This window comes from Streptomyces sp. NBC_01707 (genome assembly GCF_041438805.1).
In the GTDB taxonomy this organism is placed as follows: domain Bacteria; phylum Actinomycetota; class Actinomycetes; order Streptomycetales; family Streptomycetaceae; genus Streptomyces.
In genome coordinates, this window is the sequence record NZ_CP109190.1 from 2,859,334 (window position 1) to 2,885,428 (window position 26,095).

The window sequence follows — 26,095 nt, forward strand, 5'->3', positions numbered from 1 at the left end:
AGTTATCACTCTTACGTGACTGCCGTCACGAGTACGCGATAGACGTCGACCGGAATATGTGGCGAACGTCCCTTTCCGGCCGACCGCAGTCCCCTTGTCTGTGTCGTTGCGCTTCGTAAGGTTGAAAGGAAGAAGTCTTGAGCTCCAGAAACTCGAGCTCGGGACAGCCGTGCCTCCGGAACGGAACCCCGCCTTGCCGCCCGATGGACCGATGCCCGCCTCCTGGCGTATCGCGCTGCCGCACTCCACGGCCGCAGTGCCGATCGCCCGCACCTTGATCCGTACGGCGCTGGCGGACATCGACACACCGGCCGACACCACCGACACGGCCGAGCTCCTCACCGCGGAACTGGTCGCCAACGCCGTGAAGCACACCGACGGCGACGAGCCCGTCGAACTGGTGGTGGAGCTTCTGGAGACCGCCTGCCAGGTGGAGGTCCACGACCACGACCCGGCCCCGCCGGGCGACCTCTCCCGACCCCGGCCCGGCAGCGAGCCGGACCCCTGGCAGGAGCACGGACGCGGCCTGCTCCTGATCCGCACGCTCAGCTCGTCCTGCGGTCATCGCACGACGGAGCACGGCAAGGCCGTGTGGTTCACGCTGCCGCACCAGCACCGCCGGTGAGAAGCGCTTCCCGGCGCTCCTCACCGACCTTCAGCGCCGGCCGGTGCACGCCCCGTTTCCCCGGCACACCCGGGAAACCCTCGGCGCTACTCCGGTACCCCGGCGCCGGTGGGCGCTTCCCCGGCATTGCCCCCCGGGTGCCTCCAGGCGCTTCCTCGACGCCTCTCAGTCCTGAGCCGCGCCGGCCAGCCGCGACCGGCTCCGGCTGTAGCCGGCGTACACCGCCGCGCCGGCCGCCAGGAACACCGCGAACTGCACCCAGGTCGCCCAGCCCGTCCCGTACATCAGATACAGGCAGAAGATGACGCCCAGGATCGGGCTGACCGGGTAGAGCGGCACCCGGAAGGAGCGCTTCAGCCCCGGGTTGCCGCGCCGCAACGCGATCACCGCGACATTGACCGCCACCATGATGCCGAGTGTGCCGATGGTCGTCAGATTCACCACCACGTCGAGGGACGCGAAGGCCGCCGGCACGGCGAAGACGGCTGCCACGATCCAGGTGTTGGCGACCGGCGTCGCGGTCCGCGGCGAGACACGTTCGAAGACCCGCGGGACCAATCCGTCGCGGGACATCGACATCAGGATGCGGGTCTGCCCGTACATCACCGCGAGCACGACCGACGCGATGGCGACGACCGCGCCGAACGCGATGATGCCGCCGCCGACGGTCGAGCCGGTGACCTGGTCGACGATCAGCGAGAGGGCGGCCGGCTTGTCGGAGACGGCGTCCGCGCCGAGTGCGCCGATGGCCGTGAGGGCGACCGCGCAGTAGAGCAGGGTGGCGACCCCGATGCAGATCAGGATCGCGATCGGGATGTTCCGCCGGGGGTTCTTGACCTCTTCGCCCGCGGTGGTGATCGCGTCGAAGCCGATGTACGAGAAGAACGCCAGCGAGGCGCCGGCGGTGACCCCGGCCGGGCCGTGCGTGGCGAACGGCGTGAGATGACCGGCCTCGAACGCGGTGAACGCGATGGCGCAGAAGGCGATCAGAATGCCGATCTTGAGGACCGCCATAGCGGCCGTGGCGCCGGCGCTCTCCCGGATGCCACGGACCAGCAGGGTGGCCGCCATCATGATCACCACGATGGCGGGGAGGTTGATCACGCCGCCGTCGCCGGGCCCGGCGGACAGGGCGTCGGGCAGGTGCCAGCCGACGAGGCTGTTCAGCATCTCGTTGACGTACTGGCTCCAGCCGACCGCGACCGCGGAGACCGAGACGCCGTACTCCAGCAGCAGACACCAGCCGACGAGGAACGCGATGCGCTCGCCGAGAGTGGCGTAGGCGAAGGAGTACGAGCTGCCGGAGACCGGGATCGCGCCGCCCAGCTCGGCGAAGGAGAACGCGGTGAAGATGCAGGTGATCGCGGCGAGGACGAAGGAGAGGACGACCGCGGGGCCGGTCTCGGCGACGGTGTCGGAGAGGCCGACGAAGATGCCGGTGCCGACGATGGCTCCCACGCCGAAGCACACGAGCTGGAACAGTCCCATGGTGCGCTTGAGGCCGTGCCCCTCCAGATCGGCGCCGGATTCGGCGACCAGCTGGTCGGGGCTCTTGATACGCAGGCCGGGCCGGGGGGACAGGCTCGGCGGGCGGAGCGGACTCACGGGACGATCTCTTCTCTGGTGGCGCATGTGGGGGGCTCGTGCGGACGGAGCGGGGTGGGGGAGCTCCGGGCCTCTGGTCCTGCGAGGGGGACGGCACGAAAATGGGGCTCGAGCGTGCGAGCTCGAACCCCACCAAGTAGAACCATGATAGCCACTTCTTCGCATGTTCACCCAATCGGGCGCATGATCATGCGTTACTCGGCGACCCCGGCCGTGCCGCGTCAGGCACCGGCCAGGGTCGCCACCAGGACGGCTTTGATCGTGTGCATCCGGTTCTCGGCCTCGTCGAAGACGACCGAGTGCGCGGACTCGAACACCTCGTCGGTGACTTCCAGCTCGGTCAGACCGTGGCTTTCGTGGATCTCGCGGCCGACCTTGGTCCCGAGGTCGTGGAAGGCCGGGAGGCAGTGCAGGAACCTCACGTCGGCGTTGCCCGTGGCCTTCAGGACATCCATGGTGACGGCGTACGGCGCAAGGGCCGCGATGCGCTCGTCCCAGACCTCCTTGGGCTCACCCATGGAGACCCAGACGTCGGTGGCGACGAAGTCGGCGCCCCGGACACCTTCGGCGATGCCCTCGGTGAGAGTGACGGTCGCGCCGCTGGACTCGGCGAGCCGGCGGGCCTGCGCGACGATCTCCTCGGCCGGCCAGTAGGCCTTCGGGGCGACGATCCGGACGTCCATGCCCAGCAGCGCGCCCGTGACCAGGTACGAGTTACCCATGTTGAAACGGGCGTCGCCGAGGTAGGCGAAGGCGATCCGCTCCAGCGGCTTGTCGCTGTGCTCGGTCATCGTGAGGACGTCGGCGAGCATCTGGGTCGGGTGCCAGTCGTCGGTGAGCCCGTTGAAGACGGGCACCCCGCCGTACGCCGCCAGCTCCTCGACGGTCGCCTGACTGTCACCGCGGTACTCGATGCCGTCGAACATCCGGCCGAGTACGCGGGCCGTGTCCTTCGCCGACTCCTTGTGGCCCATCTGGGAGCCCGTGGGGTCGAGATAGGTCGTGGAGGCACCCTGGTCGGCGGCGGCGACCTCGAAGGCGCAGCGAGTGCGGGTCGAGGTCTTCTCGAAGATCAGCGCGATGTTCCGGCCGCGCAGCCGCTGCACCTCGGTGCCCGACTTCTTGGCCGCCTTGAGCTCGGCGGCCAGGTCGATCAGGCCGCGGAACTCGTCGGCCGTGAAGTCCAGCTCCTTGAGGAAGTGGCGGCCTGCGAGGTCTATCGCCATGGTGGCTGCTCCTGGGTCGGGCGAGGGTCGCGCGTACAAGTCCTGGAAGTCTATACGAAACAACGCATCGCTATACAGCCCCCGTGCTACGTGTCCGCGCGATCCACCATGCATCTGTACGGCCCCCGCGCACGCATCTGTACGCCCCCGCGTCTCCGTACGGTGCCGCGCCCCCGGCTACACGGGGTCACGCACCACCGGGCAGCTCATACAGCGGGGGCCGCCCCGACCCCGGCCCAGTTCGCTGCCGCGGATCTCTATGACCTCGATGCCTTCCTTGCGCAGATACGTGTTCGTGGTGGCGTTGCGCTCGTACGCGATGACGACTCCCGGCTCGACGGCCAGCACATTGCAGCCGTCGTCCCACTGCTCACGCTCCGCCGCGTGCACGTCCTGGGTGGCCGTGAGCACCCGGATCGAGTCCAGGCCGAGCGCCGCCGCGATGGCCCGGTGCATGTGCTCCGGTGGATGGTCGGTGACCTTCAGATCTCGCGGTCCGCCGCCGGGCTCGATGGTGTACGAGCGGAGCATGCCGAGCCCCGCGTACTGGGTGAACGTATCGCCGTCGACCATCGTCATCACCGTGTCGAGGTGCATGAACGCCCGGCGTTTGGGCATGTCGAGCGCCACGATCGTCCGGGCGGAACCGGCGTCGAACAGCCCGCGCGCCAGCATCTCGACCGCCTGCGGGGTGGTGCGCTCACTCATCCCGATGAGGACGGCACCCTGGCCGATGACCAGGACGTCGCCGCCCTCGATGGTCGACGGATAGTCGTCCTGACCCTCCGACCAGTGGTGGAAGGCCCCGGCCTCGGCGCCGGTGAAGAGGGGGTGATGGCGGTAGATCGCCTCGAAGTGGACCGTCTCGCGCTGCCGGGCCGGCCAGCGCATCGCGTTGATGGACACCCCGTCGTAGATCCAGGCCGAGGTGTCCCGGGTGAACAGGTGGTTGGGCAGCGGACCGAGCAGGAAGTCGTCCAGTTCCATGACGTGGAAGCGGACGGAGGTCGGCTCGCTGTGCCGCTCCAGGAACTCCCGTTTCGTCATCCCGCCGACCAGCGCCTCCGCCAGTTCATCGATGGACAGCTCCTCGAAGGCGGCCCGCAGATGTTCGGTGGCGAGCGGACCGTACTCCTTCTCGTCGAAGACCCGGTCGAGCACCAGCCGTTTGGCCACCGGAATGTCCAGGGCCTCACGGAGCAGATCGCCGAAGAGATGCACCTCCACTCCGCGGTCGCGCAGGACGTCCGCGAAGCCGTCGTGCTCCTGCCGGGCGCGGCGCACCCACAGCACGTCGTCGAAGAGGAGCGCGTCCTTGTTGCTGGGGGTGAGCCGCTTCAGTTCGAGATCGGGGCGGTGCAGTATGACGCGGCGCAGCCGCCCGGCCTCGGAGTCGACATGGAATCCCATGTCACCATCCTCACCGCGCGGAGCGCCGTTCACCCGGCGAATCGCCACCTACCTCTGCGTCTTCGGGATCAGAGCCGCGGGTCGACGGGCTCCGACTCCAGGGCGAGCACCGCGAACACCGCCTCGTGGACCCGCCACAGCGGCTCCCCGTCGGCGAGCCGGTCCAGCGCCTCCAGCCCCAGGGCGTACTCACGGAGCGCCAACGACCGCTTATGGCCGAGGAATCGGGAGCGCAGCCGCTCCAGATTCTCCGGACGCGTGTACTCGGGGCCGTAGATGATCCGCAGGTACTCCCGGCCGCGCACCTTGATGCCCGGCTGGACCAGCCTGCCCTTTTCGTCCCGGACGAGCGCCCCGAGCGGCTTTACGACCATGCCCTCACCGCCGCGACCGGTCATCTCCAGCCACCAGTCGACGCCGGCCCGGACCGATGCCTCGTCGCCGGTGTCGACGACGAGCCGCCGGGTGACCTGGAGAAGGCCGGTGGGGTCGTGCTCCACCAGTCGGTCGAGCCAGGCAAGCTGCTCGTCATGCGGTACGGAGGCCAGCGAGCGGCCCCGCACGGCGAGGATCTGGAACGGGGCGATCCGCACGCCGTCGAGGCCCTCGGTGGACCAGCAGTAGCGCCGGTATGCGTCGGTGAACGCCGCCGCGTCGGCCGTCCGGTCCTGCTGACGCGCAGCCAGGTCGGTGACGTCGACACCGCGGGCCGCCGCTGCCGCCAGCGCCGCGTTGGCCCCGGGGAGGACGGCACCGGACGCGGCGCCGACCGCCGCGTACTGCGAGCGGAGCAGGCCTCCGGCCTTGAGGGACCAGGGCCTCAACTCGGCGTCGAGCAGCACCCAGTCGGTGTCCCACTCGTCCCAGAGTCCGGCGGCGGTGACGGCCGTGCGCAGCCTGCCGAGGATGACCTCGGTCAGGGCCAGGTCGTCCAGGAACGGCCGTCCGGTACGGGTGTGCAGCGCCCCGGTCGGACCCTCGACCCCGAACCGCTCCCGGGCCGCTTCCGCGTCGCGGCAGACCAGGGCCACCGCGCGCGAGCCCATGTGCTTCTCCTCGCACACGACGGTGGCGACACCGTCCGCCCGGTACTGGGCGAACGCCTCGGCCGGGTGCTCCAGGAACCCTTCCTCGTGGGACGTGGCGGTCGGCGCCATGGTCGGCGGCAGGTAGCCGAGCAGCCGCGGGTCGACGGCGAACCGGCTCATGACTTCGAGCGCCGCCGCGGCGTTCTCCTCACGCACCGAGATCCGGCCCAGGTACCGGGTCTCCACGATCCGGCGGCCCTGCACATCGGCGAGGTCCAGCGGGCGGCCCTCCCGGCCCCCGGGTGCCTCGGTGGTCAGCGGCTTGGTGGGCTCGTACCAGACCTTCTCGGCCGGTACGTCGACGAGTTCGCGCTCGGGCCAGCGCAGCGCGGTCATCTTCCCGCCGAAGACCGCACCGGTGTCCAGGCAGAGGGTGTTGTTGACCCAGGAGGTGCTGGGCACGGGGGTGTGGCCATAGACCACGGCTGCGCGGCCGCGGTAGTCCTCCGCCCACGGATAGCGCACGGGCAGGCCGAACTCGTCGGTCTCACCGGTGGTGTCACCGTACAGCGCGTGCGAGCGGACCCGTCCGGAGGTGCGCCCGTGGTACTTCTCGGGCAGCCCGGCGTGGCAGACGACCAGCTTCCCGCCGTCCAGTACGTAGTGGCTGACCAGCCCGTCGATGAACTCCCGCACCTGCTCGCGGAAGGCCGGGTCCTGCGCGTCCTCCCGGTCCAACTGCTCGATGGTCTCGGCGAGTCCATGGGTGTGCTGGACCTTGCGGCACTTGAGGTAGCGCCCGAGCTTGTTCTCGTGGTTCCCCGGCACGCACAGGGCGTCGCCCGCGGACACCATGGACATGACGCGGCGCAGCACACCGGGGCTGTCGGGACCGCGGTCGACGAGGTCGCCGACGAAGACCGCGGTACGCCCCTCGGGGTGCGCGCCGTCGACGTAACCGAGCTTGCCGAGCAGGGACTCCAGCTCGGAGCTGCAGCCGTGGATGTCACCGATGATGTCGAACGGTCCGGTGAGATGACGAAGGTCGTTGTAGCGGCGCTCGAGCACCACTTCGGCGTGCTCGGCCTCCTCCTCGGTGTGCAGGACGTGCACCTTGCGGAAGCCCTCGCGCTCCAGGCCGCGCAGCGATCGGCGCAGCTCGCGGCGGTGGCGCTGGACGACATGGCGGGGCATTCCGGCCCGGTCGGGGCGGGCTGCGTTGCGCGCCTGGCAGACCTCTTCGGGCAGGTCGAGAACGATCGCGATCGGCAGCACGTCGTGGCTGCGGGCCAGCTGCACCAGCTGCTTGCGGCTCTCGGCCTGGACGTTGGTGGCGTCGACGACGGTCAGCCGCCCGGCGGCGAGCCGCTTGCCCGCGATGTAGTGCAGCACGTCGAAGGCGTCCCCGCTGGCGCTCTGGTCGTTCTCGTCGTCGGCGACGAGGCCACGGCAGAAGTCCGAGGAGATGATCTCGGTGGGCTTGAAGTGCCTGTGCGCGAAGGTGGACTTGCCGGAGCCACTGGCCCCGACGAGAACGACGAGGGAGAGGTCGGTCACCGGCAGCGTGCGGTGCGTGCCTGTGCTCTTCTCGGTGTGGTCGCCCGTGTCGTTGTCGGTCATGCTGCCTTCGCCTCCTTCTTCTTGGTGTCGTCCTCGGCGGTCTTCGTGAAGACCGCCAGCTGCGTGGGCGGCCCCACCTCGGGGTCGTCCGGCCCGACCGGCACGAAGTCGACTCCGTATCCGTGCCGCTGCGCCACTTCCCGGGCCCAGCTCCGGAACTCCGCCCTGGTCCACTCGAAGCGGTGGTCGCCGTGGCGCACATGCCCGGCCGGGAGGCTCTCCCAGCGGACGTTGTACTCGACGTTCGGTGTCGTCACGACCACCGTCTGCGGCCGGGCCGAACCGAACACCGCGTACTCCAGCGCCGGCAGCCTCGGCAGGTCGAGGTGCTCTATGACCTCGCTGAGTACCGCCGCGTCGTAGCCGGCCAGCCGCTTGTCGGTGTACGTGAGCGAGCCCTGCCGCAGTGTGACGCGTCCGGCCTGTCGCTCCCCCATCCGGTCGAGCTTGAGACGGCGCGAGGCGATGGTGAGAGCGCGCATCGAGACATCGACGCCGACGATCTCCGTGAAGCGCACGTCCCTCAGCAGCGCCTGGACCAACTGGCCCTGTCCGCAGCCCAGGTCGAGCACCCGGCTCGCCCCGGCGGCACGGAGCGCCTCCAGGATCGCCGTGCGCCGCTGCTCGGCGAGCGGCACCGGCTTCTCCTCGGTGTCCGTCGTCTCGTCCACGGCGTTGTCGACGCTCTCCACCGCCAGGTCGTCCAGCTCGGCGAGGCGCACCAGCTCCAGCCGTTCCATCGCCTGCCGGGTCAGCCCCCAGCGCCGGGACAGATACCGGCTGGTGATCAGCTTCTGCTCGGGGTGGTCGGCCAGCCAGCCGTCACCGGCCCGCAGCAGCTTGTCCACCTCGTCGGGCGCGACCCAGTAGTGCTTGGCGTCGTCGAGCACGGGCAGCAGGACGTACAGCTGCCGCAGCGCGTCGGCGAGCCGCAACTCGCCCTCCAGCACGAGCCGTACGTACCGAGAGTCGCCCCACTCCGGGAACTGCTCGTCCAGCGGTACGGCCACGGCGTCCACGCTCGACCAGCCGAGCGGACCGAAGAGCTTCGAGACGAGCTCGGGCCCGCCGCGCGCCGGGAGCACGGGCACCTCGATCCTCAGCGGCATGGGGTCCGCCGCGCGCTCGGGCCGGGCCCGGCACACACCGTTCAGAGCGGACTTGAAGACAGCGCTCATCGCGACGGAGAGCAGCGAGGACGCCGCGTACGGGCGGTCGTTCACGTACTGCGCGAGCGCCGCGTCGGGGGCGCCGCCCCGGCCCTTTCCCTTGCCGCGCCGCACCAGCGCCACCGGATCCACCTCCAGCAACAGCGCGGCCGTGCAGCGCTCGGCCGATGCCTCGGGGTAGAAGACGTGCGCGGTGCCGTGGGACGTGGAGAACTGCTGCGCCTTCTCGGGGTGCTTGTGCAGCAGAAAGCCTAGGTCGGTGGCGGGTCGCTCCGGCGTGCCGGTCGTACTGATTGTCAGGAACACACGTCCGAGTATGGTCCGGTCCACTCGTCCCCCACCAGGCATTTTGTTGATGTCTACGGTTCCGGTGTTCCTCCCTCGCCTGCTGTCCCTCCGGACCGTCCTGTCCGTCCCGTCCGTTCCGCCTCCAGCAGCTCGGCCAGTTCGGCGATCGGGCCGGGGCCGACCCGGCAGCAGCCGCCGACCAGCCGGGCGCCGGCGGCCTGCCAGCCCCGCACCCGGCCCGGGTCGAAGGTGGCACCACCGGTCCACGCCCGGCCCTCGGCGTCCCACCGCTCACCACTGTTCGGGTACACGACGACCGGCTTCCCGGTCACCTCCGCCGCCGTCTCCACCGCACGGTCGGCATCGGCCGGATCGCAGCAGTTCACTCCCACAGCCACCACGCGCTCGTACCCGGTGGCGAGCGCGAAGGCCGTGTCCAGCGGCTGCCCGGCCCGGGTCCGGTCCCCCGCCACGCTGTAGGAGAGCCAGACGGGCAGCCCGCACCCCTCCACCGCCCCCAGCAATGCCTCCGCCTCGTCGACGTCCGGCACCGTCTCCAGTGCCAGCGCATCGGGTCCGGCGGCGGCCAGCGCCTCGATCCGGGGCCGGTGGAAGCGCTCCAGCTCCCGGACCGAGAGGCCGTACCGGCCGCGGTACTCACTGCCGTCCGCGAGCATCGCCCCGTACGGACCGACCGAGGCGGCGACCCAGATCTCCCGGTCCGTCGCGCCACCGGCCCGCCGGGCCAGCTCCACGCTGCGGGCGAAGAGCTCCGCCGCCCGGTCCCGGCCGATCCCCCGCCGCGCGAACCCCTCGAACGTCGCCTGATAGCCCGAGGTGATGAGCACCTGCGCACCCGCCCGCACATAGGCCCGGTGCGCGGCCTCGATCTGCCGGTCCTCGTCGAGCAGCAGCCGGGCCGACCACAGCTCGTCGGACAGATCGCAGCCCTGCGCCTCCAACTGGTTGGAGAGGCCTCCGTCGAGCAGGACCGTGGACTCGGCGAGCGCCGTGGCCAGCGGGCGGTCGGGTTGCACAGGCGCTCCTCTCAGCGACTCGTGTTCACCTGCTCCTGTTCACCGGTCCGGTGTCCACGTCGGTGCTGTCCACGCGGTCCGGTGTCCACCACCGTCGGGGGCGGCTCAGTTCAGCTGGGGCTGGACCTGCGCGGAGATCAGCTCCAGATGCTCCAGATCGTCCAGGTCGAGGACCTGGAGGTAGATCCGCGACGACCCGATCTCGCCGTACCGGCCGATCTTGTCGACCACTTCGGCGGGCGAGCCCGCCAGTCCGTTCGCCTTCAGCTCCTCCACATCGCGGCCGATCACCGACGCCCGGCGGGCCACCTCGGCGTCGTCCTTGCCGACACAGACCACCAGGGCGTTGGAGTACACCAGGTCGTCCGCGCCGCGCCCGGCCGCCGTCGCAGCTTCCCTGACCCGTCCGAACTGCTTCTCACTGTCCTCCAGCGAGGCGAACGGAATGTTGAACTCGTCCGCGTACAGGGCGGCGAGCCGCGGTGTACGCGTCGCACCGTGACCGCCGATCAGGATCGGCACCTTGGCCTGGGCCGGCTTGGGCAGCGCGGGCGAGTCGGTGAGCTGGTAGTAGGTGCCGTCGTAGTTGAACTTCTCACCGACCCCGGTCGCCCAGAGTCCGGTGACGATCGCCAGCTGCTCCTCCAGTCGGCCGAACTTCTCCTTGGGGAACGGGATGCCGTACGCCTTGTGCTCCTCCTCGAACCAGCCCGCGCCCAGGCCGAGTTCGACCCGGCCCCCGGACATCTGGTCGACCTGGGCGACCTGGATCGCGAGGACACCGGGAAGCCGGAAGGTCCCCGCGGTCATCAGCGTGCCGAGCCGGATCCGCTTGGTCTCGCGTGCCAGCCCGGCCAGGGTGATCCAGGCGTCGGTCGGGCCGGGCAGCCCGTTGCCCGCGCCCATGTGGAGGTAATGGTCGGAACGGTAGAAGGCATTGAAGCCGAGGTCCTCGGCAGCCTTGGCGACAGTGAGCAGAGTGTCGTAGCTCGCCCCTTGCTGGGGCTCCGTGAAGATTCGAAGATCCATGGATCCATCCTGCACCTCCGAACGCCGCTCGTCCCTCCTCCCGGTGCGTGTGCGGCCCGGCGGCGGATCCGGGCACGGTCGGTCAGCTACGGCCAGGCGTGCCCGTGAGGGTGGTCACGGCTGGCCCGCCGCCGAGCCTGCCGGTCCGCGGACCGCGCCGCGCGGACCGTCCCGCCCTCTCCCCCGCTCCAGATCGTGCTGCCGCTCCCGGTCCTGCTCCGCGAGGCGCCGGAGCATCCCGTGCACCCGGTCCAGCGACTCGTCCGCGGCGTCGATCGCCTCTATGCACTGCCAGTAGAGACCCTCCTCGTCGGTGTCGCAGGCCACCGCGACGAGAGCCATCCCCACTTCCCCGAGCAGCGCGCCGAGACCGGTCAAAGTCGCGCGCGGATCGGCGACCTCGGAGAGCTGGGCAGCCCGTGCCACACCGGTCCGCACCACCGGATGATCCGGCGCCCCGCTGCCCCTCCCCCCGATCTCACTGAGCCCTCGCGCCTCACCGCGCAGCTCCTTCGGCCCGCTCGCCGCCAGCCGGTCCCCGATCGCCTGGGCCAGCGCCTGGGCCTGCCAGGCCTCCGCCATGATGGACGGCGTGCCCCGGCTCTGCGCCAGAGTTCGCCGACTTACCCCTATGAGCCGCTCCGCTTCCATGCAGTGCCCCCGTCCGTACGAAAACCCGCTCACCTCATCCATTACCCACAGTGAGGGGCGCGGCACCGAAAGGCCAGGGGATTTCGGAAATCTGTGGACAGGAAGCCGATTGTGGATAAGTCGATTACTCCGAAGAGTGACGATCTTGGGGATCGGGCTGCTCCGGAACCGGAAAACGCGCCTCGTTCCGATCGATTTTCTCCGCCAGCGCCGCCAGCGCATCGATCCCCAGCACCTCGCAGAACTGCAGCAGATACGCGAGCACGTCCGCGACTTCGTCCGCCACCCGATGCGCCGTCTCGGGCTTCTCCATCACCCGTGCCGACTGCTCGGGCGTCAACCACTGGAAGATCTCGACCAGTTCGGACGCCTCGACGCTCAGCGCCACCGCCAGATTCTTCGGGTTGTGGTACTGCTCCCAGTCCCGTTCGGCCGCGAACTCGGCGAGCCGTCGCTGCAATGCCTGCACATCAAGTTCTGTCACGGGTCCAGGTCTACCACCGTCACACCGGCCGTCCCGCGGGCCTCGGAGGCGGCCGCCTCCGTGATCGTGCCCACCAGCCGGAGATGCCCGGCGGCTCCGATCGACGCCGCCAGGGCCAGCAGCCGGCGCAGCTGACGTCCGTCCAGGTCCCGGTCGAGTCCGTCGGCCAGCACGGTGAGGGTCTGCATGGCGGACGGCACCTCCCCCGCTGCCTCCATGGCCAGCACCCCGGGGCCGGTGAGCAGCACCAGGGCCAGTGCCAGATACCTCAACTCGCCGTCGCCGAGCCGCCCGACAGGGGTGCGATGCCCGCCGTCGCGCTCGACCAGGGCGCGTACCTTCCCGTCCGCGAGCCGCTCGACGCCCAGCCCCGTCACCGGCCCCGCGCATCCGGCACCGGCCGCCGCGACGAGGCGGGCATGCCGCTGACCGCACTGGGTGTGCGTCCGTTCCAGCACCGCCGCGAGGTTCTCGCAGCCGCGACGCAGCCGGTCCTCGCCGCTGGGCACCGGTGCCCGCATCCGCTGCGGCTGCGGTTCGCACGCGAATACCGACCGCAGGGCCACCACCGTCTGTTCGGCGGCGGCCAGGACCCGTACCTGCCCCTCGGTCGTTCCTGCGACCCGCAGCGGCAGCAGCGCCGTGCCGAGCACGTCGTCCGGCAGTGGGGCGCGGGTCACCGGGACCGTGCCTGCCGTGTGCCAGGCCGCCTGGACCGTCGAACGCCCGGGATCGCGGAGGGCGGTGGTGAGCAGGGTCTCGCCTCCGCCGGTCAGTCGTTCGCCGACGATCCGGAGAGTGGGTTCGGCCTGGACGGCGAGATCGAGCCGGACCGGACCGGCCGGGCCGTCCGTCGTGCAGCCGATCCGGAAGCCGCGGCGGCCCTGCGCGTCTACCCCGGCCCGTTCGGGTACGTACGCCTCCGGGTCCGGGAACACCTCGGCGAGCGGGTCGCCGGCTGCCAGCCGGGCAAGTGCCTCGTACGCCCGCAGCGCGCTGGACTTGCCGCTGCCCGCGGCCCCGGCGAAGAGCGTGAGCGGCCCGATCGGGAGAACGGTGCCCCGGTGCGAGGCGAAGGCGGAGAGCCGCAGTTCGGTCACGACGGGTCCGGCGGACCGGGCAGCCCCGGCGGCGGGCGGTGATCCGGGACGGACATCGGGGGCGGCGGGCGGCAGCGGGGTGGTCCCCGGGCGGAGTGCAGTCATGAGCGGACCGTACGCACGCCGTCGACCGGCGAACCGTTCCGCCGGACGGACCTTCCTACGATCGGGGTACGCCCGCCGTCGCAACCCCCTCGACCTCCATGCCGACCGGCGACAGCAGGAAGACGTTCCGGTCGACCCGGTGCATTCCGCTGCCCAGCCCGAAGACCACACCGCTGGCGAAGTCCAGGATCCGCTTGGCCACATCGGTCTCGGCGCCGGTCAGATCGAGCAGCACGGGGATCTGCGCGACCAGGTACTCGGCCACCTCCCGCGCGTCCGCGAAGACCTGCACCCGCAGCACGACCATGCGGCGTTGTTCGGCGGTCTCGTGGTCGTCGGGGACCGTGCGATGGTCGACCCGGGACGGCCACTCGTTGCGGCTGCGCAGCGGTACGACCTGGGCCAGCCCCTCCCACTGCTCGTCCGTGACGTCGTACCTGTCGTATCTGCTCACCGGACCACCCCGTCTGTGCATCGGTCGGATTCGCACCGGCTGCGCTCGCTGTTCATCGGGCAATTCTCTCGCCCCTCACCCGTTCGGCGTACCAGCGACACGGGTCAGTGGCTGATCGACACCTCCGACGGACCCGCGGGCTCCGCGTCCGGGTTCACCTCGAGCGGGGTGAATCGGACCGGCAGATGCACCAGGGCGCGGTGGAACGGGCCGGGCCGCCACATCAGTTCGCCCGCCGGGACGGCCAGTTCCGCATCGCACAGCTGACTGGTCAGCTGCTCGATCGCGGTCATCGCGATGAGTAGCGCCGGCTGCTTCGCCGGGCACCGGTGCGGCCCCGCCGACCAGGCCAGGTGCGCACTGCCGCCGGAACGCACGCCGGGGTCCGAAGTGGCGGACGCGGACTGGGTGTTGGCCGCCGCGTAGGAGACCAGCAGCAGTTGTCCGGCACGCAGCCGGACGCCATGGAACTCGGTGTCCTGGCGCGGGTAGTGAGCGGCCAGATTGGCCAGCGGCGGGTCCTGCCAGAGGACCTCGTTGATGGCCTCGTGGGCCGTCATCGCACCGCGTTGCAGTGAGCCGGCGTAGCGCGCGTCGGTGAGCATGTGCAGCAGCGCGTTGCCGATCAGATTGGTCGTCGGGTCATGGCCCGCGCTCATCATCAGCGTGATCTGACGCACAGTCTCGTCGTTGTCGAGACCGGCCGGATGGCCGAGGAAGTACGAGGTGAGATCGCGGCGGGGCCGGGCGCGCCGGTCGGCGACGAGGCGGGTGACGACGGTGACGAGATCGGCGTACGCGGCGGCGGCGTCATCGGCCGAGTTGAACATGCCGCCGATCCCCTCGACGATCCGTTCGCGGTCCTCGGGCGGTACACCGAACCACGTGGTGAAGACGTGCAGCGGTAGCCGTCGCGCGTACTGCTCGACGAGGTCGCCGCTGCCGGAGGCGGCGAACTCCCGGATGAGCCGGCGGGCGACTCGGGCCACCTCGGCCCTCAGGATGTGCGGTTCGATCATGGCGAGGCCGTCGTTGATGGCCTCGCGGTAGCGGGCGTGCACGTCGCCGTCGCTGAAGAGTGCGGTCGGCCGGTAGCCGAGCATCGGCAGTACCGGTGAGTCGGCGGGGACGGTGGCCTGCCAGGCGCGGGGGTCCTTGGTGAAGGTGTGGGTGTCGCGCAGCAGATCGACGGCCGCCTGGTAGTCGGTGACCAGCAGGGCGTCGATACCGGCGGCGATCCGGACCGGGGCGAGCGGGCCGTGCGTCCGCAGCCGCCGGTAGTGACCGTGCGGATCGGCGGCGAAGTCCGGGCCGTACAGCGCGAGCGGCTGTGGCGGCTGCACGGAGCGCACGGAGGCGACGGGAGGTGTCATGACGGGTCCTGAGGCTGGGGCAGGCGGGTCAGCACATGCTCGGCGAGGGCGATCAGGGCGTCGATGCTGCCGCGGCGTTCGCGGGCGTCGCACTGCAGCAGGGGAGTGTCGGGGTGCAGATCGAGGTGTTTGCGCAGCACCTCGTCGGGGTGGGCGGGGGCGTCCGGGAAGCGGTTGACGGCGACGGCGTACGGCAGTCCCTGCTCCTCGACCATGTCCATGACGGCGAAGGAGTCGCCGAGCCGGCGGGTGTCGACCAGCACGAGGGCGCCGAGGGCGCCACGCGCGATGTCCTCCCAGAGCGGGAAGAACCGTTCCTGGCCGGGCGTGCCGAACATGTAGAGCACCAGGTCGTCGAGGACGGTGAGCCGACCGAAGTCGACGGCGACGGTGGTGGTGGTCTTGTCCGGCAGTCCCGCGGTGTCGTCGAGACGGGTGCTGGACTGGGTCATCGCCTCTTCGGTGTGGAGCGTGGGTATCTCCGACAGCGTACGGATCAGGGTCGTCTTGCCCACGCCGAAGGGACCCGTGACGACGAGCTTCATCAGGGTCTGGTCGGCATGCGGCAGGTAGCCGATGCCGGTGCGGTCAGTGGAGGGAGCGGAGTCCAACGAGCAGCCTCTCGACGAGCGACCGGTCGGTCTCCCCGGCGCTGGGGATCGGCGGTCGGGTGTGCAGATGTCCGGCGGCCGCGAGGTCCGTGGCCAGGAAGACGGTGGCGCTGACCGGAAGGTCCAGGTGGGCCGCGCATTCGACGACGCTGAGGGCGCCCGGTTCGAGCAGCTCGCACAGCCTGCGCTGTTCCGAGCCCGTGTCGTCGGGCAGGGCCGAGTCGGTGCGTACGAGCACGGCAAGCCGGTCGAGTGCGGGGCCGGTGGGCCGGGTCCGGCCACCGGTGACCAGGTAGGCGGGGATCAGACGGCGTCCTGGACCGGGGGTCATGGCCGGGCGGCGGTGTCCGGTCGGCGGGCGGGTGCGTTCATCGCCCGGGTCAGCGCGTTGACCTGCACCTGCATCTGGTACGCGATGTCGCCGAGCTTGGCCCCCGGTTCCGCGAACAGGGCGAGTGTGGTGTTCTTCCCCGCCGGGACGACGATGGCGAAGCCCTGGTCGGACTCGACGACCGTCTGGGCCAGCTGCGGCGCCTCGACGTCGGTGAACGCGGTCGTGAAGGCCCGGGCCGCGGCGTGCAGGGTTGCGGTCATGGCGGCGACGCGTTCGCCGGAGGCGCGATCCAGGCCGGATGAGGCCCCTTCGACGAGGCCGTCGCCGGTGGCGACCACGGCGTGCTGCACTCCGGGCAGTTCCAGCAGCGGGGTCAGCACCCATGCGAGGTCACCGGTGGTGGGGGTAGGGGCGCTCACGTCTCGTCGTCTCCTTGGTCGTTCCGGTCGTCCTGGCCGTCTTCGTTGTCGTGGTGTTCCGCTTCCGGTGGGGCGGCGGGGGCGCTGCGGCCGCTGAGGGTGCCCTGCTGGAGAGCCGCCCACGACGACTCGGCCTGTTCGGGGGTGCGGGGCGGCGGTGGGGCGGCCGGGGTCACGGCGGGGGCGGGCGCGGACCGGGCGGGTGCCGGACGGGGTACGCGACGGCGCCGGCTGGGCAGTCCGTTGCGTTGCTCGGCTGCGGGTTCGGGCTCGGCGGCGGCCTCCGGCTCGGCGGCGGCGGTGCCCGCGGTGTGCGCGTGCACCGGCTTCGGGACGAGGGCGGAGAGGCTGCGGTCGTCCTCCAGCACCGTCAGGAGGTGGGCAGGGACCCGCAGGATCGTACGCATCCCGCCGAACGGTGAGGGCTCGATATGACAACCGAGGCCGTACTGGACGACCAGCCGGCCGACGACGGCGAAGCCGGTCTGCGGCGGATCGCCCAGCTCGGTCAGGAGCACTTCGGACGGGCCCGCCAACAGGGCGCGGGCCCGTTCGAGCGCGTCGTCGTCCATGCCGATGCCCGCGTCGTCGACCACCAGGAAGGCACCACGGCCGCCGCTCTGCTGGACCGTCACCTGTACGTCGGTGTCGGGGTGCGAGTAGGCGGTGGCGTTGGCCAGCAGTTCAGCGAGGGCGATCGCGAGAGGTTCGGCGGCCCGGGCGACGACGGCGAGCCACTCGTCGCGCAGATGGTTGGCCACCTTGATGCGTTCGTATCCCGCGACGCGGGACTGGGCGCCGAGCACGATCTCGACGAGTGGCGAGCTCTGCCGGGCCAGGCCCGGCCAGGCGTCGCAGAGCACCGCGGTGGCCTGGGTGCGGCGCAACGCCAGTTCGTTACGGAAGTCCAGCTGCAGGATCCGCGGGTCGTCGTACTCGTGCTGGAGTTCGTGCAGCAGTTGCTGTGACTGGTTGAGCAGGGACTGGATCTTGGCGGAGGTGCCGCGCATCGCCGCGCGGGCGGCCGCGTCGACGCGCTGCCGCTCCTCGATGACCGCGGCTCGGGCTGCCTGGACCGCCTCGGTCAGCAGCCGTGCGGAGCCGCCGTCGACCTCGGCCGCCTCGCGCAGGCCGGGCACCGGCGCGCTGGGGTGGGAGAGGGCGAGCGCGGCGGCGGGTATTCGCTTCTGGGCCAGCTGCCGGATCTCGTCGGTGAGGGCGGCGGTACGGGCATCGGCCGCCTTCGCCTGGCGTTCGGCCAGCTCGACGCGGCCCCACGCCACATTGGCGTCACGGGCCGCGTTCTGGGAACGGACCACGGCCGTCACGGCAGCGACGACGGCGATCAGCGCCACGATCCATGCCATGCCGTCACCGCATTTCTGTTGTCGGGTCCGACTCCCTGCCGGGGCGGCGGGAGATCCGGCTGTCACCCCGCACGGCCTGCCGCCGCACGGACTACTCCCCTTCTCGATCGAGGAGTTCTTGAGCGGCGACTTCTTGAGCCACGACGGCGACATCGGTCATCACCTGCAGCACACCGGGCAGTTCCGACCCGTCCAGATGCCGGTACTCGCTGCCGATCGTCACCACGAGCCGTTCGGCCAGGCCCAGTTCGGGGTGGCGTCGCTCGCCGATCACCCGGCGGGCCGCTTCCAGGGCAGGCACCCCCACCGCATGGAGGGCGTGGGCGCGATCCCGTACGTGCTCGAGGTAGCCGATGTGTGCCCGCACCCCGGCCGGGTCGAGGACCGGACCGTGGCCGGGGACGATGGTCTCGGCACCGGTGGCCAGCACCTGTTCGCAGGCCGCGATCACATGGGAGAGGGGGCCCGCCCAGTGCACCGGGTGGTCGCCGGGCTGCTGCGGCGTGGAGGCGAAGATGACGTCGCCGCTGAACACGGTGCGCTGCGCCGGCAGGTGCACGATCAGGTCGCCCGTGGTGTGGGCGGCGGGCAGGGCCGACACCTGGACCGGGTACTCCCCCAGGGTCAGTTCGAGCTCCCCGGTGAAGTACGTGGTCGGCTGCACCGGTTCGGTCTGCGACCAGTCGAAGGTGCCGAAGTGGCGCTTGAGGTATTCGCCGAGCGCGGTGGCCGGATCGCCGCCCTGGACCAGCGCGTGCTGCTGTTTCGGGGTGGGCTCGTAGTGGATGTGTTCCCGGGCCTCGCGGGTCGCGATGATCTCGGCGTCCGGGAGCACGCCCGCGCCCCAGAAGTGGTCCCCGTTGGCGTGCGTGACGATCACCCGGTCGATGGAGGCACCGTCGGGCAGCCGCTTCGTGGACTCGGCCAGGAACTGGCCGGCGAGTACCGGGTCGTACGGGGTGTCGATCCAGATCGCGCCACGCGGCGAGGTGAGCAGGCCGCAGTTGGCGAGACCCCAGCCGCGTTTCGGCGGGAGCCACGCGTACAGGTCCCGCCCCAGCTCGACGAAGTCTCCACCCGTGATCGACATGGACGCGATTATGCCGACCCCGATCCGGCCACGCGTTCGAGCCTGGCCGCCGCGCGTCCTGGTTGGCGCAAAATCGACGGTCGCGCCCTGCGGTGGCAGTCCGGCGGTGACGGTACGAGACCGGCCGCCGGTGCCTCCGTGCGACACCTTCCGGACGATCCGCTTCAATTCACCCGACAATGCCACCCATCGCGGCGACGGCTGATCGGGCGGTCGCCGCACCGGAATGCGCCGATTACCCACCGAGCATGACTGAAAACAGATGCGTAGAAACCTCCGGTGACGGTGCCCGACGGCACGGCCCCCGGAGGTCTCCTCGGCGTCGTGGCCGAGTGCGGCTAGTACGTGGCGGGCACCGTCCACTGCTGGTTGGCGCCGCCGTGGCAGTCCCAGAGATCGAGTGCGGTCCCACTGGTGCTGTCGCTGCCCGGGACGTCCAGACAGCGACCGGAGGCCTTGTTGACGAGCGCGTGCGTGGACGTGTTGTACGTCCACTGCTTGGCCGTGTCCGTGACGGCGCCCCCGGCGCCCGTACCGGCGCAGTCGCGGACCAGGACGGCCGCTCCGTTACCCGTGCCGGCCGCGGTCAGGCAGTAGTCGGAGGGCAGCCGCAGGGTGCCGTCGGCAGCCTTCACCCATGCCTGGTTTTCGTTGCCCGAGCACCCGTAGAGATCGGCCACCGTTCCGTCCGAGACGCCGCCGGACGCGTCCACGCACTTTCCGGCCAGACCCGTCACCGGTCCGCGCACCGAGTTGCCGACGGCGAGGTTCTGCACCGTGCCGCCGCTGACCGTGTCGGTCCGGGTCATGGACGCGCAGGCGTTTCCGCTGTTCGAGGTGGACGAGACGGCGGCGGTGACCGTACCGCCGTTGCCCTTGGGCAGCCCGAAACGGGCGTCGCTGAACGGCTGGTCGTAGCAGGTGGCACGCGGGTCGTTCCACTCGAAGTACTCCGTCCAGTCGACCATGCCGGACGGCGAGATGGCGGTGGCGGGCGTCTTGATGCTGCCCAGCTTGTACGACGTTCCCGCCGTGGTGTCCGCGACGGTGGCACCGAACCAGCCACCGCCTTCGGCTGCCACCTTGAAGGTGTACGTGTGGCCGGCGGTCCAGTCGAGGTTCATCCGGCAGCTCATGCCCTCGCCCTCGCCGCCGAAGCTCTGGCACCAGGAGCCGGCGGAGCCGGCCGTGGCTTCCGAGACGTCCCAGACGGAGAAGAGGAGCACCCTGCTCGACCCGCCGTTGGACTGCATCCCGAGGTAGGCGCCGTTGCCCTGGTTGAAGCCGAACTGATGGCTCCAGAAGACGTTGGCGGTGTATCCGGGGTCGTGCAGGACGGTCGTGGACCAGGTGACCTCGGTCAGGACCGGCGCACCGGAGAAGGAGTAGTTGGTGTACGTGCCGGGAGTCGTGCCGAGGTCCGCGGCGTGGGTGGGGCCGGCCACGCCGAACAGGGCCAGGGCGGCCGCGGCGGTCGTGGCGAGGGTGGTGCCGAACAAGTGGCGCAGAGTCATGCGTTGCACCTGCTTCTGATGGGGGGAATGGGGATCGTGCTCTCTTGCCTGCACCTCCGGGATGAGGAGGTGCACGATGTGCGAGTGAGATCCGCCGGACAGGGCCGAAGCCCTGTCCGACACTTCCCGGTCAGAATCCGGCCAGAAGTTTCCTAGCGAACCTGACCGCGTTCGAAGTACGCGATCAGCTCGGGGTCGAGAGCCGGCACGTCGTACGGTGCACCGCCCTCACGCAGCGAGCGGGTCGCGAGCACACCGGCGGCGACGCTCATCCGGGCGGCGACCGGAGAGGTGTCGGTGATGCCGCCGTCGCGGACGAACCGGCAGAACTCCTCCATGATCCGGCTGTCCCCGCCGCCGTGCGAGCCGTTGGCCTCCGGCACCCGGTAGGTGATGTCCGCCTCGGCGCGGTATCCGCTGGGGCCGGTGTTCCAGACCTTGACCTCGTCACCCGGGCTGTCGCCGAAGTTCTCCAGCCGCCCCTCGGTGCCGATGACGGTGTAGTTGCGCCAGTAGTCCGGCGTGAAGTGGCACTGCTGGTACGCGGCCACGACGCCGTTGTCGAGCTGCATGTTCATCACCGAGACGTCCTCGACGTCCACGATGTGATGCAGGTCCTTGCGGGACGTCGGCGGCCAGTCGAACTCCCGCAGCCAGTTGTCCGGCCGCGGGGTGTCCGCCTCGCGGCGCGGCAGGTCGCCGTAGACGAGGAGGTCGCCGAGGGCGTTGACCCGACGGGTGTAGCCGCCGGCCAGCCAGTGCAGGACGTCGATGTCGTGCGCGGCCTTCTGGAGCAGCAGTCCGGTGGTGCGGGTCCGGTCGGCGTGCCAGTCCTTGAAGTAGTAGTCGCCGCCGTACCCGACGAAGTGCCGCACCCAGACGGCCTTCGGCTCGCCGATGTCACCGCGCGCGATGATGTCGCGCATCAGCCGCACGACGCCCATGTGGCGCATGTTGTGGCCGACGTACAGCCGGGTCCCCGTCTCGTACGCGGCGCGCAGGACGTTGTCGCAGCTCTCGACGGTGATCCCGAGCGGCTTCTCGACGAAGACCGCCTTGCCGGCCCGCAGGGCATCGATGGCGATGACCTCGTGGGTGTCGTCCGGGGTGGCGATGACGACCGCGTCGAGATCGTCCCGGTCGAGGAGCAGCTTGTAGTCCTCGACCGCGACATCGGTGCCGAAGCGCTCGGCTTCGCGCTGCCGCACCTCGGGGTCGAGGTCGCAGACGGCGGTGATCGCCGAGCCCTTACCGGGGTGGTGGGCGGAGATCGCGATGGAACGGCGGAGGCCGAGCCCGATGACGCCGAGTCGCAGGTCTGACACGGGGGTCCCTTCTGTCTGTGCGGGTGGTGCGGGCGGAGACTACTTACCGGCGATCGAGGCCTCGTACTCGGCACGCATCTGGTCGCCGCCGCCGGAGCGCCACTTCTTCACCTGGTCCTGGAAGGCGGAGACCGGCTTGCGGCCCGCGACGACGTCGAGGACGGTGTCGCTCACAGCGGTGCCGATGGAAGCGCTCCTCTTGGTCGACGTGTCCGAGAAGTGGCCGCTGGTGGGGTTGGCCTTGCCCAGCTTGAGGAGCTCTTCCTGCCAGCCGTGGATCTTCGAGGCCAGCTCGGACTTGCCGGGCAGGTAGATGTACTCCGGGGTGTTGGCGAGGAAGGCCAGGGGCATGGCGGTGGTGACGGCCTCGGCGTTGCCCTTGGCGGTGAGCTTGATGTCGCCGTTGGAGGTGCGGGTGTAGTGCGTGCCTTCGATGCCGTTGTCGAGGAACAGCCGCTCCTCCGTGCCGAACGGGGCAGCCAGGTAGTCGAGCACCCGCAGCAGCATCTCGACGCGCTTGGTGTCCGCCTTCTTGGAGATGGCGGTGTAACCCACCGAGCCGTAGCCCAGGGTGTACGACGGCGTGGCACCGGCCTTGCCGGCGAACGGCACGATGACGCCGAACGGGAAGTCGTACGTCTTGACGTCGGTCAGGAAGCTCGGGAAGGACTGGACATAGGCACCGAGCGACCCCTGCGCCACCTTCTCCATCGTGGTGCTGAGGTTCGGGTCCGGCCAGAACAGACCGGCCTTGCGGACCTTGACCGCGAAAGCCACGGCCTCCAGGTACTCCTCCGTCTCGTACAGGTGCGTCAGCTTGCCGTCCTCCAGCCGCCAGGCGGCGGGCGCGCCGAACCACTGGGCGAACTGCCCGACGTGGTTCACGTACGCAGGCTCCAGGACGTACTTGTTGCGCTTGGCGTCGAGCAGCTCCTTGCCCTTGGCGAGGAAGTCCTCGGCGCTGGTGAACTCGGCGCCACCGACTGGCTTCCAGAAGTCCTGGTTGACCACGTAGACCTGGCCCATGGAGCCGTAGGCGACGGCCACACCGCGGATCTTTCCGTTGATGACGGCGGTCTTCCACGCGGTGGTGGGCAGGTTCGCCAGGTTCGGATACTTCTTCACCGCATCACCGGACAGGTACGGCGTGAGGTCGTGGAACTTGGCGTCCAACAGCTCGGGCACGTGCTGAAGGCCCTGGTTCGGCGGGAACCACACGAGGTCGGGGATGTCCCCGCTGGCGACGATCGCGTTGAACTTGCCGGGGTAACCGGCACCCTCCTCGACCACGATCGTCATGTCGAACTGCGACCCGAGACGCTTGTTCAGCTCCTGCCAGTAGGCGTTCTTGCCCTGGGCCGGTGCGGGTGTCGTGAAGGTCTCGGTCAGCGCCGTGATGCGGCTGCCGTCGCCGGGGGCCTTGGCCACGGACTTGGTGAGCTTCTTCGGGTAGCGCAGGTACGTGGCGTCCAGTCCGGCAGCGTTGCCCGCGAGGTCAGCGGGGGCGGTCTGGGCGGCCACGTACGTCGGAAGCTTCAGCTTGGCCGACGCCTTGGCGCCACCCTTGCTGACGGTGGCGCCACTGCCGCACGCGGTCAGCGACGACAAGCCCGCCACAGTCAGCCCGGCGATCCCCGCCGCGCCCATGAAACCGCGCCTGGACAAGTTGGTGGACATGGTTCTCCTTGAAGTATGCGAAGTGCGGGGGGGGGGAGGGGGCTGCGGCGGGCGGATCAGCCCTTGATCGCCCCGGTGAGAACGCCCTTGACGAAGAACTTCTGCAGGAAGGGGTAGACGCAGAAGATGGGCACGATCGCGATGATCAGTACGGCCATCTGCAGCGAGGTCGCGGGCGGAATCGCATGCACGCCCATGGCCTGTGCGTTGATGCTCTGGCCGTTCAGGACGTACGAGCGCAGGATCACCTGGATGGGGAACTTGCCCGAGTCGTTGAGGTAGAGCACCGCGTTGAAGAAGCTGTTCCAGTAGCCGACCGCGTAGAAGAGGCCGACGACGGCGAGGACGGCCTTGGAGAGCGGGAGGACGATCCGGAAGAGGACGGTCACCTCGCCCGCGCCGTCGATCCGCGCGGCGTCGTACAGCTCCTCGGGAATGCTCTGGAAGAAGGAGCGGACGACCACGATGTTGAACGCGTTGAGAAGTACGGGAAGGATCAGCGAGGCGTAGGTGTCGAGCAGTTGGAACTGCTGGACCGCCAAGTACGTCGGGATGATTCCGGGGGCGAAGAGGAAGGTGCCCAGTACCAGCAGCAGGATCGGCTTGCCGAGGACGGTGCCGGGACGCGAGGTGCCGTACGCGATCAGCACCGTGCACGCCAGGCTGAGCGCAGTACCGATCAGCGTGATGAAGATGGAGACCACCGCGGCCTGGGTGACGACACCGCCGGAGAGGATGACCCGGTACGCCTCCAACGTCGGGTGCTTCGGCAGCAGGACGTAGCCGCCGTTGGCGTTGAGTTCTTCGCGGCCGGCCAGGCTGGTGCCGATGGCCAGGACGAACGGGTAGAGCACGATCACGGTCAGGACGGCGAGCGCCGCTGCCTTCGCTCCCTGTCCGTACCAGTGCGGACGCTCCATCCACGGCGGACGGCTGGACGACGCGCGGCCGCGGAGGGTGACGCGCCGGCCGGATCCGGCGGTGCGCAACCGGTTCGCGAAGGTCTGCTGACTCATCGGTACACTCCCTGCTCACCGAAGCGGTGGGCCAGCTTGTTGGCGGCGAGGATCAGGGCGAATCCGATGACGCCCTTCATCAGACCGGCGGCCGTGCTCATCCCCCAGTCGCCGTCGATGACGCCGTGGAAGTAGACATAGGTGTCCATCACCTCGGAGGCATCCGGGCCGACCGCGTCGCGCTGCAGGATGATCTGTTCGAAGCCGACCGAGAGGATGTCGCCGAGCCGCAGGATCAGCAGCATGAGGATCACCGGCCGGATGCCCGGCAGGGTGATGTGCCAGATCCTGCGGAGCCAGCCGGCGCCGTCCATGGCGGCGGACTCGTACTGGCCCATGTCGATCGACGCGATCGCTGCCAGGAAGATGATCGTGCCCCAGCCGCAGTCCTTCCAGATGGCCTGCGCGGTGATCAGCAGCTTGAAGGTGCCGGGGTCCGTCATCACGTTGCCGATGTTGACCCCGTGCTCCATCAGGAGCGTGGTGACCGAACCCGCGCCGCCGAGCACCTGCTTGAACATCGCGACCACGACCACCCACGACAGGAAGTGCGGGAGGTAGACGATGGTCTGGATGAACCGCTTGATCTTCTCGCTGATCAGCGAGTTGAGCAGCAGCGCCAGGGCGATCGGGGCCGGGAAGTAGAGCAGCAGCTGAATCGCGGTGATCTGCAGGGTGTTGGAGACCGCGGACCAGAACTCCGGCTCGGAGAGCAGCGCCGTGAAGTTGGCGAGGCCGACGAACGGGCTCTGCTTGAAGCCCAGGAACGGCTGGTAGTCCTGGAAGGCGATGACGTTGCCCGCGAGCGGCAGATAGAAGAAGAGCACGAAGTACAGGACGCCCGGCAGGCAGAACAGCAGGAGGGCTCTGTCCCGCCTCAGGCGATGACGCAGCGGCTGCCGTATTCGGGCTTTGGTGCGCTTCTTCCCGGCGGGTGAGTCCGCGTCATCCGGGTCGCGGGGCTGCGGCACAGGCGACCGCACGGCTGAGACCGGCGCATCTGCCATCGTCACAGGCACCTCCAGGGCTGATGGAGCAGAGAAAGTCCCGCAGTACGGAGGCGGCACACACCTGCGACGGTGCGGCCGCTGCTCCGTCGCGGCGACAGCCACATAGTTCACGACGGTGCGCCTGGATGGCAAGAGTTGTTCATTTCGCAGAGGTAACGAACATCTACAGACATCGGAATGCGAACGTCCGTTTTGATCCAGGTGGGGCCTGAAGCCAGGTGAAAAGGGCATAAAGGGAGCGCGAAAGCACTCGACGAGTCATCCGAGCCTCCCGCCAGGGAGTTCGTCGCGGGACGAGAAGGTCCACCGTGCTCGATCTTGCATCGACAACCATCTCTCCCAGCATTCTCAAGCAAGGAGGTTTTGTCCGTGTCCGGCCCCGGCCGACCCGGTCGGATCGGTCTGATCGGCCCGCTCACCGGAAGTGCCTTCGCGGCACCGGCACTTGCGACCGGGCCAGGAATGCCCACGGCGGCCACGGCACACGCGGCCCGGCCACGAGTGAGCCGAGGACGCCGATCCGGCCGC

Annotated in this window: 23 protein-coding genes; 1 reads left to right on the forward strand and 22 read right to left on the reverse strand. The window is 69.9% G+C overall.

Annotated elements, in window-relative coordinates; all coding sequences use genetic code 11:
* The first annotated feature begins 193 nt into the window (after positions 1 to 193).
* Entirely contained in the window at positions 194 to 625 is a 432-nt protein-coding gene (locus OG963_RS12765) for an ATP-binding protein (RefSeq protein WP_093777101.1), read from the forward strand.
* A gap of 165 nt (positions 626 to 790) precedes the next feature.
* Here the strand turns inward: OG963_RS12765 and OG963_RS12770 are convergent, their stop codons facing one another.
* The 22 genes from OG963_RS12770 to OG963_RS12875 form a co-directional block, all read right to left on the reverse strand.
* Positions 791 to 2,257, reverse strand: a complete 1,467-nt coding sequence (locus OG963_RS12770) for an amino acid permease (protein ID WP_371798913.1) — start codon at positions 2,255 to 2,257, stop codon at positions 791 to 793.
* A gap of 194 nt (positions 2,258 to 2,451) precedes the next feature.
* The gene (argF, locus tag OG963_RS12775; protein WP_319739548.1) at positions 2,452 to 3,456 is read right to left on the reverse strand and encodes an ornithine carbamoyltransferase; all 1,005 of its coding nucleotides are present in this window, start codon (positions 3,454 to 3,456) and stop codon (positions 2,452 to 2,454) included.
* A 177-nt stretch (positions 3,457 to 3,633) separates the two neighbouring features.
* The gene (locus OG963_RS12780; RefSeq protein ID WP_030927401.1) at positions 3,634 to 4,866 is read right to left on the reverse strand and encodes an arginine deiminase; all 1,233 of its coding nucleotides are present in this window, start codon (positions 4,864 to 4,866) and stop codon (positions 3,634 to 3,636) included.
* A 68-nt stretch (positions 4,867 to 4,934) separates the two neighbouring features.
* Complete coding sequence (locus OG963_RS12785) at positions 4,935 to 7,514, reverse strand: polynucleotide kinase-phosphatase (RefSeq protein ID WP_371798914.1); 2,580 nt, start codon at positions 7,512 to 7,514, stop codon at positions 4,935 to 4,937.
* Complete coding sequence (locus OG963_RS12790) at positions 7,511 to 8,989, reverse strand: 3' terminal RNA ribose 2'-O-methyltransferase Hen1 (RefSeq protein ID WP_093777386.1); 1,479 nt, start codon at positions 8,987 to 8,989, stop codon at positions 7,511 to 7,513. The genes OG963_RS12785 and OG963_RS12790 overlap by 4 nt, the downstream gene beginning before the upstream one ends.
* Positions 8,990 to 9,042: 53 nt before the next feature.
* Entirely contained in the window at positions 9,043 to 10,008 is a 966-nt protein-coding gene (gene mmuM, locus OG963_RS12795; RefSeq protein WP_371798915.1) for a homocysteine S-methyltransferase, read from the reverse strand.
* A gap of 105 nt (positions 10,009 to 10,113) precedes the next feature.
* On the reverse strand, positions 10,114 to 11,037 hold the full coding sequence (locus OG963_RS12800) for an LLM class F420-dependent oxidoreductase (protein ID WP_030927396.1): 924 nt from the start codon (positions 11,035 to 11,037) through the stop codon (positions 10,114 to 10,116).
* Between the two features lie 114 nt (positions 11,038 to 11,151).
* Positions 11,152 to 11,688, reverse strand: a complete 537-nt coding sequence (locus OG963_RS12805; RefSeq protein WP_093777113.1) for a DUF6099 family protein — start codon at positions 11,686 to 11,688, stop codon at positions 11,152 to 11,154.
* Between the two features lie 124 nt (positions 11,689 to 11,812).
* The gene (locus OG963_RS12810; protein ID WP_093777388.1) at positions 11,813 to 12,172 is read right to left on the reverse strand and encodes a nucleotide pyrophosphohydrolase; all 360 of its coding nucleotides are present in this window, start codon (positions 12,170 to 12,172) and stop codon (positions 11,813 to 11,815) included.
* On the reverse strand, positions 12,169 to 13,377 hold the full coding sequence (locus OG963_RS12815; protein ID WP_371798916.1) for an AAA family ATPase: 1,209 nt from the start codon (positions 13,375 to 13,377) through the stop codon (positions 12,169 to 12,171). The genes OG963_RS12810 and OG963_RS12815 overlap by 4 nt, the downstream gene beginning before the upstream one ends.
* Before the next feature lie 55 nt (positions 13,378 to 13,432).
* Entirely contained in the window at positions 13,433 to 13,831 is a 399-nt protein-coding gene (locus tag OG963_RS12820) for a cell division protein SepF (RefSeq protein WP_037822962.1), read from the reverse strand.
* Positions 13,832 to 13,935: 104 nt separating this feature from the next.
* Positions 13,936 to 15,204, reverse strand: coding sequence for a cytochrome P450 (locus tag OG963_RS12825; protein WP_319327021.1), 1,269 nt, complete (start codon positions 15,202 to 15,204; stop codon positions 13,936 to 13,938).
* Positions 15,201 to 15,815 (reverse strand): ATP/GTP-binding protein, encoded by a 615-nt coding sequence (locus OG963_RS12830; RefSeq protein WP_030927390.1) that lies wholly within the window; start codon positions 15,813 to 15,815, stop codon positions 15,201 to 15,203. Before OG963_RS12830 ends, OG963_RS12825 begins: the two co-directional genes overlap by 4 nt.
* Positions 15,793 to 16,146 (reverse strand): DUF742 domain-containing protein, encoded by a 354-nt coding sequence (locus OG963_RS12835; protein WP_030979254.1) that lies wholly within the window; start codon positions 16,144 to 16,146, stop codon positions 15,793 to 15,795. The genes OG963_RS12830 and OG963_RS12835 overlap by 23 nt, the downstream gene beginning before the upstream one ends.
* Positions 16,143 to 16,568: a roadblock/LC7 domain-containing protein gene (locus OG963_RS12840; RefSeq protein WP_319327026.1), complete on the reverse strand. Its 426-nt coding sequence runs from the start codon at positions 16,566 to 16,568 to the stop codon at positions 16,143 to 16,145. The genes OG963_RS12835 and OG963_RS12840 overlap by 4 nt, the downstream gene beginning before the upstream one ends.
* Complete coding sequence (locus OG963_RS12845; protein ID WP_319327029.1) at positions 16,565 to 17,935, reverse strand: ATP-binding protein; 1,371 nt, start codon at positions 17,933 to 17,935, stop codon at positions 16,565 to 16,567. The genes OG963_RS12840 and OG963_RS12845 overlap by 4 nt, the downstream gene beginning before the upstream one ends.
* Positions 17,936 to 18,026: 91 nt before the next feature.
* Complete coding sequence (locus tag OG963_RS12850) at positions 18,027 to 19,025, reverse strand: MBL fold metallo-hydrolase (RefSeq protein ID WP_371798917.1); 999 nt, start codon at positions 19,023 to 19,025, stop codon at positions 18,027 to 18,029.
* Between the two features lie 338 nt (positions 19,026 to 19,363).
* Positions 19,364 to 20,539: a ricin-type beta-trefoil lectin domain protein gene (locus OG963_RS12855; protein ID WP_319739543.1), complete on the reverse strand. Its 1,176-nt coding sequence runs from the start codon at positions 20,537 to 20,539 to the stop codon at positions 19,364 to 19,366.
* 152 nt (positions 20,540 to 20,691) lie between these two features.
* Positions 20,692 to 21,864, reverse strand: coding sequence for a Gfo/Idh/MocA family protein (locus tag OG963_RS12860; RefSeq protein ID WP_371798918.1), 1,173 nt, complete (start codon positions 21,862 to 21,864; stop codon positions 20,692 to 20,694).
* Between the two features lie 39 nt (positions 21,865 to 21,903).
* Positions 21,904 to 23,541, reverse strand: a complete 1,638-nt coding sequence (locus OG963_RS12865) for a hypothetical protein (protein WP_093930883.1) — start codon at positions 23,539 to 23,541, stop codon at positions 21,904 to 21,906.
* Between the two features lie 56 nt (positions 23,542 to 23,597).
* Positions 23,598 to 24,557 carry a carbohydrate ABC transporter permease gene (locus OG963_RS12870; protein WP_093777162.1) on the reverse strand — a complete coding sequence of 320 codons (960 nt, stop codon included), beginning with the start codon at positions 24,555 to 24,557 and terminating at the stop codon, positions 23,598 to 23,600.
* Positions 24,554 to 25,564 (reverse strand): sugar ABC transporter permease, encoded by a 1,011-nt coding sequence (locus OG963_RS12875; RefSeq protein ID WP_371126461.1) that lies wholly within the window; start codon positions 25,562 to 25,564, stop codon positions 24,554 to 24,556. The genes OG963_RS12870 and OG963_RS12875 overlap by 4 nt, the downstream gene beginning before the upstream one ends.
* Between the last annotated feature and the right edge of the window lie 531 nt (positions 25,565 to 26,095).

Coding starts and splice junctions, on each gene's coding strand:
- OG963_RS12835 (WP_030979254.1), bottom strand. CDS start 16,146: ATGACCCCCGGTCCAGGACGCCGTCTGATCCCCGCCTACCTGGTCACC.
- OG963_RS12825 (WP_319327021.1), bottom strand. CDS start 15,204: ATGACACCTCCCGTCGCCTCCGTGCGCTCCGTGCAGCCGCCACAGCCG.
- OG963_RS12785 (WP_371798914.1), bottom strand. CDS start 7,514: ATGACCGACAACGACACGGGCGACCACACCGAGAAGAGCACAGGCACG.
- OG963_RS12800 (WP_030927396.1), bottom strand. CDS start 11,037: ATGGATCTTCGAATCTTCACGGAGCCCCAGCAAGGGGCGAGCTACGAC.
- OG963_RS12870 (WP_093777162.1), bottom strand. CDS start 24,557: ATGAGTCAGCAGACCTTCGCGAACCGGTTGCGCACCGCCGGATCCGGC.
- argF (WP_319739548.1), bottom strand. CDS start 3,456: ATGGCGATAGACCTCGCAGGCCGCCACTTCCTCAAGGAGCTGGACTTC.
- OG963_RS12815 (WP_371798916.1), bottom strand. CDS start 13,377: ATGACTGCACTCCGCCCGGGGACCACCCCGCTGCCGCCCGCCGCCCCC.
- OG963_RS12780 (WP_030927401.1), bottom strand. CDS start 4,866: ATGGGATTCCATGTCGACTCCGAGGCCGGGCGGCTGCGCCGCGTCATA.
- OG963_RS12805 (WP_093777113.1), bottom strand. CDS start 11,688: ATGGAAGCGGAGCGGCTCATAGGGGTAAGTCGGCGAACTCTGGCGCAG.
- OG963_RS12770 (WP_371798913.1), bottom strand. CDS start 2,257: ATGCGCCACCAGAGAAGAGATCGTCCCGTGAGTCCGCTCCGCCCGCCG.
- OG963_RS12855 (WP_319739543.1), bottom strand. CDS start 20,539: ATGACTCTGCGCCACTTGTTCGGCACCACCCTCGCCACGACCGCCGCG.
- OG963_RS12845 (WP_319327029.1), bottom strand. CDS start 17,935: ATGGCATGGATCGTGGCGCTGATCGCCGTCGTCGCTGCCGTGACGGCC.
- OG963_RS12865 (WP_093930883.1), bottom strand. CDS start 23,541: ATGTCCACCAACTTGTCCAGGCGCGGTTTCATGGGCGCGGCGGGGATC.
- OG963_RS12875 (WP_371126461.1), bottom strand. CDS start 25,564: ATGGCAGATGCGCCGGTCTCAGCCGTGCGGTCGCCTGTGCCGCAGCCC.
- OG963_RS12850 (WP_371798917.1), bottom strand. CDS start 19,025: ATGTCGATCACGGGTGGAGACTTCGTCGAGCTGGGGCGGGACCTGTAC.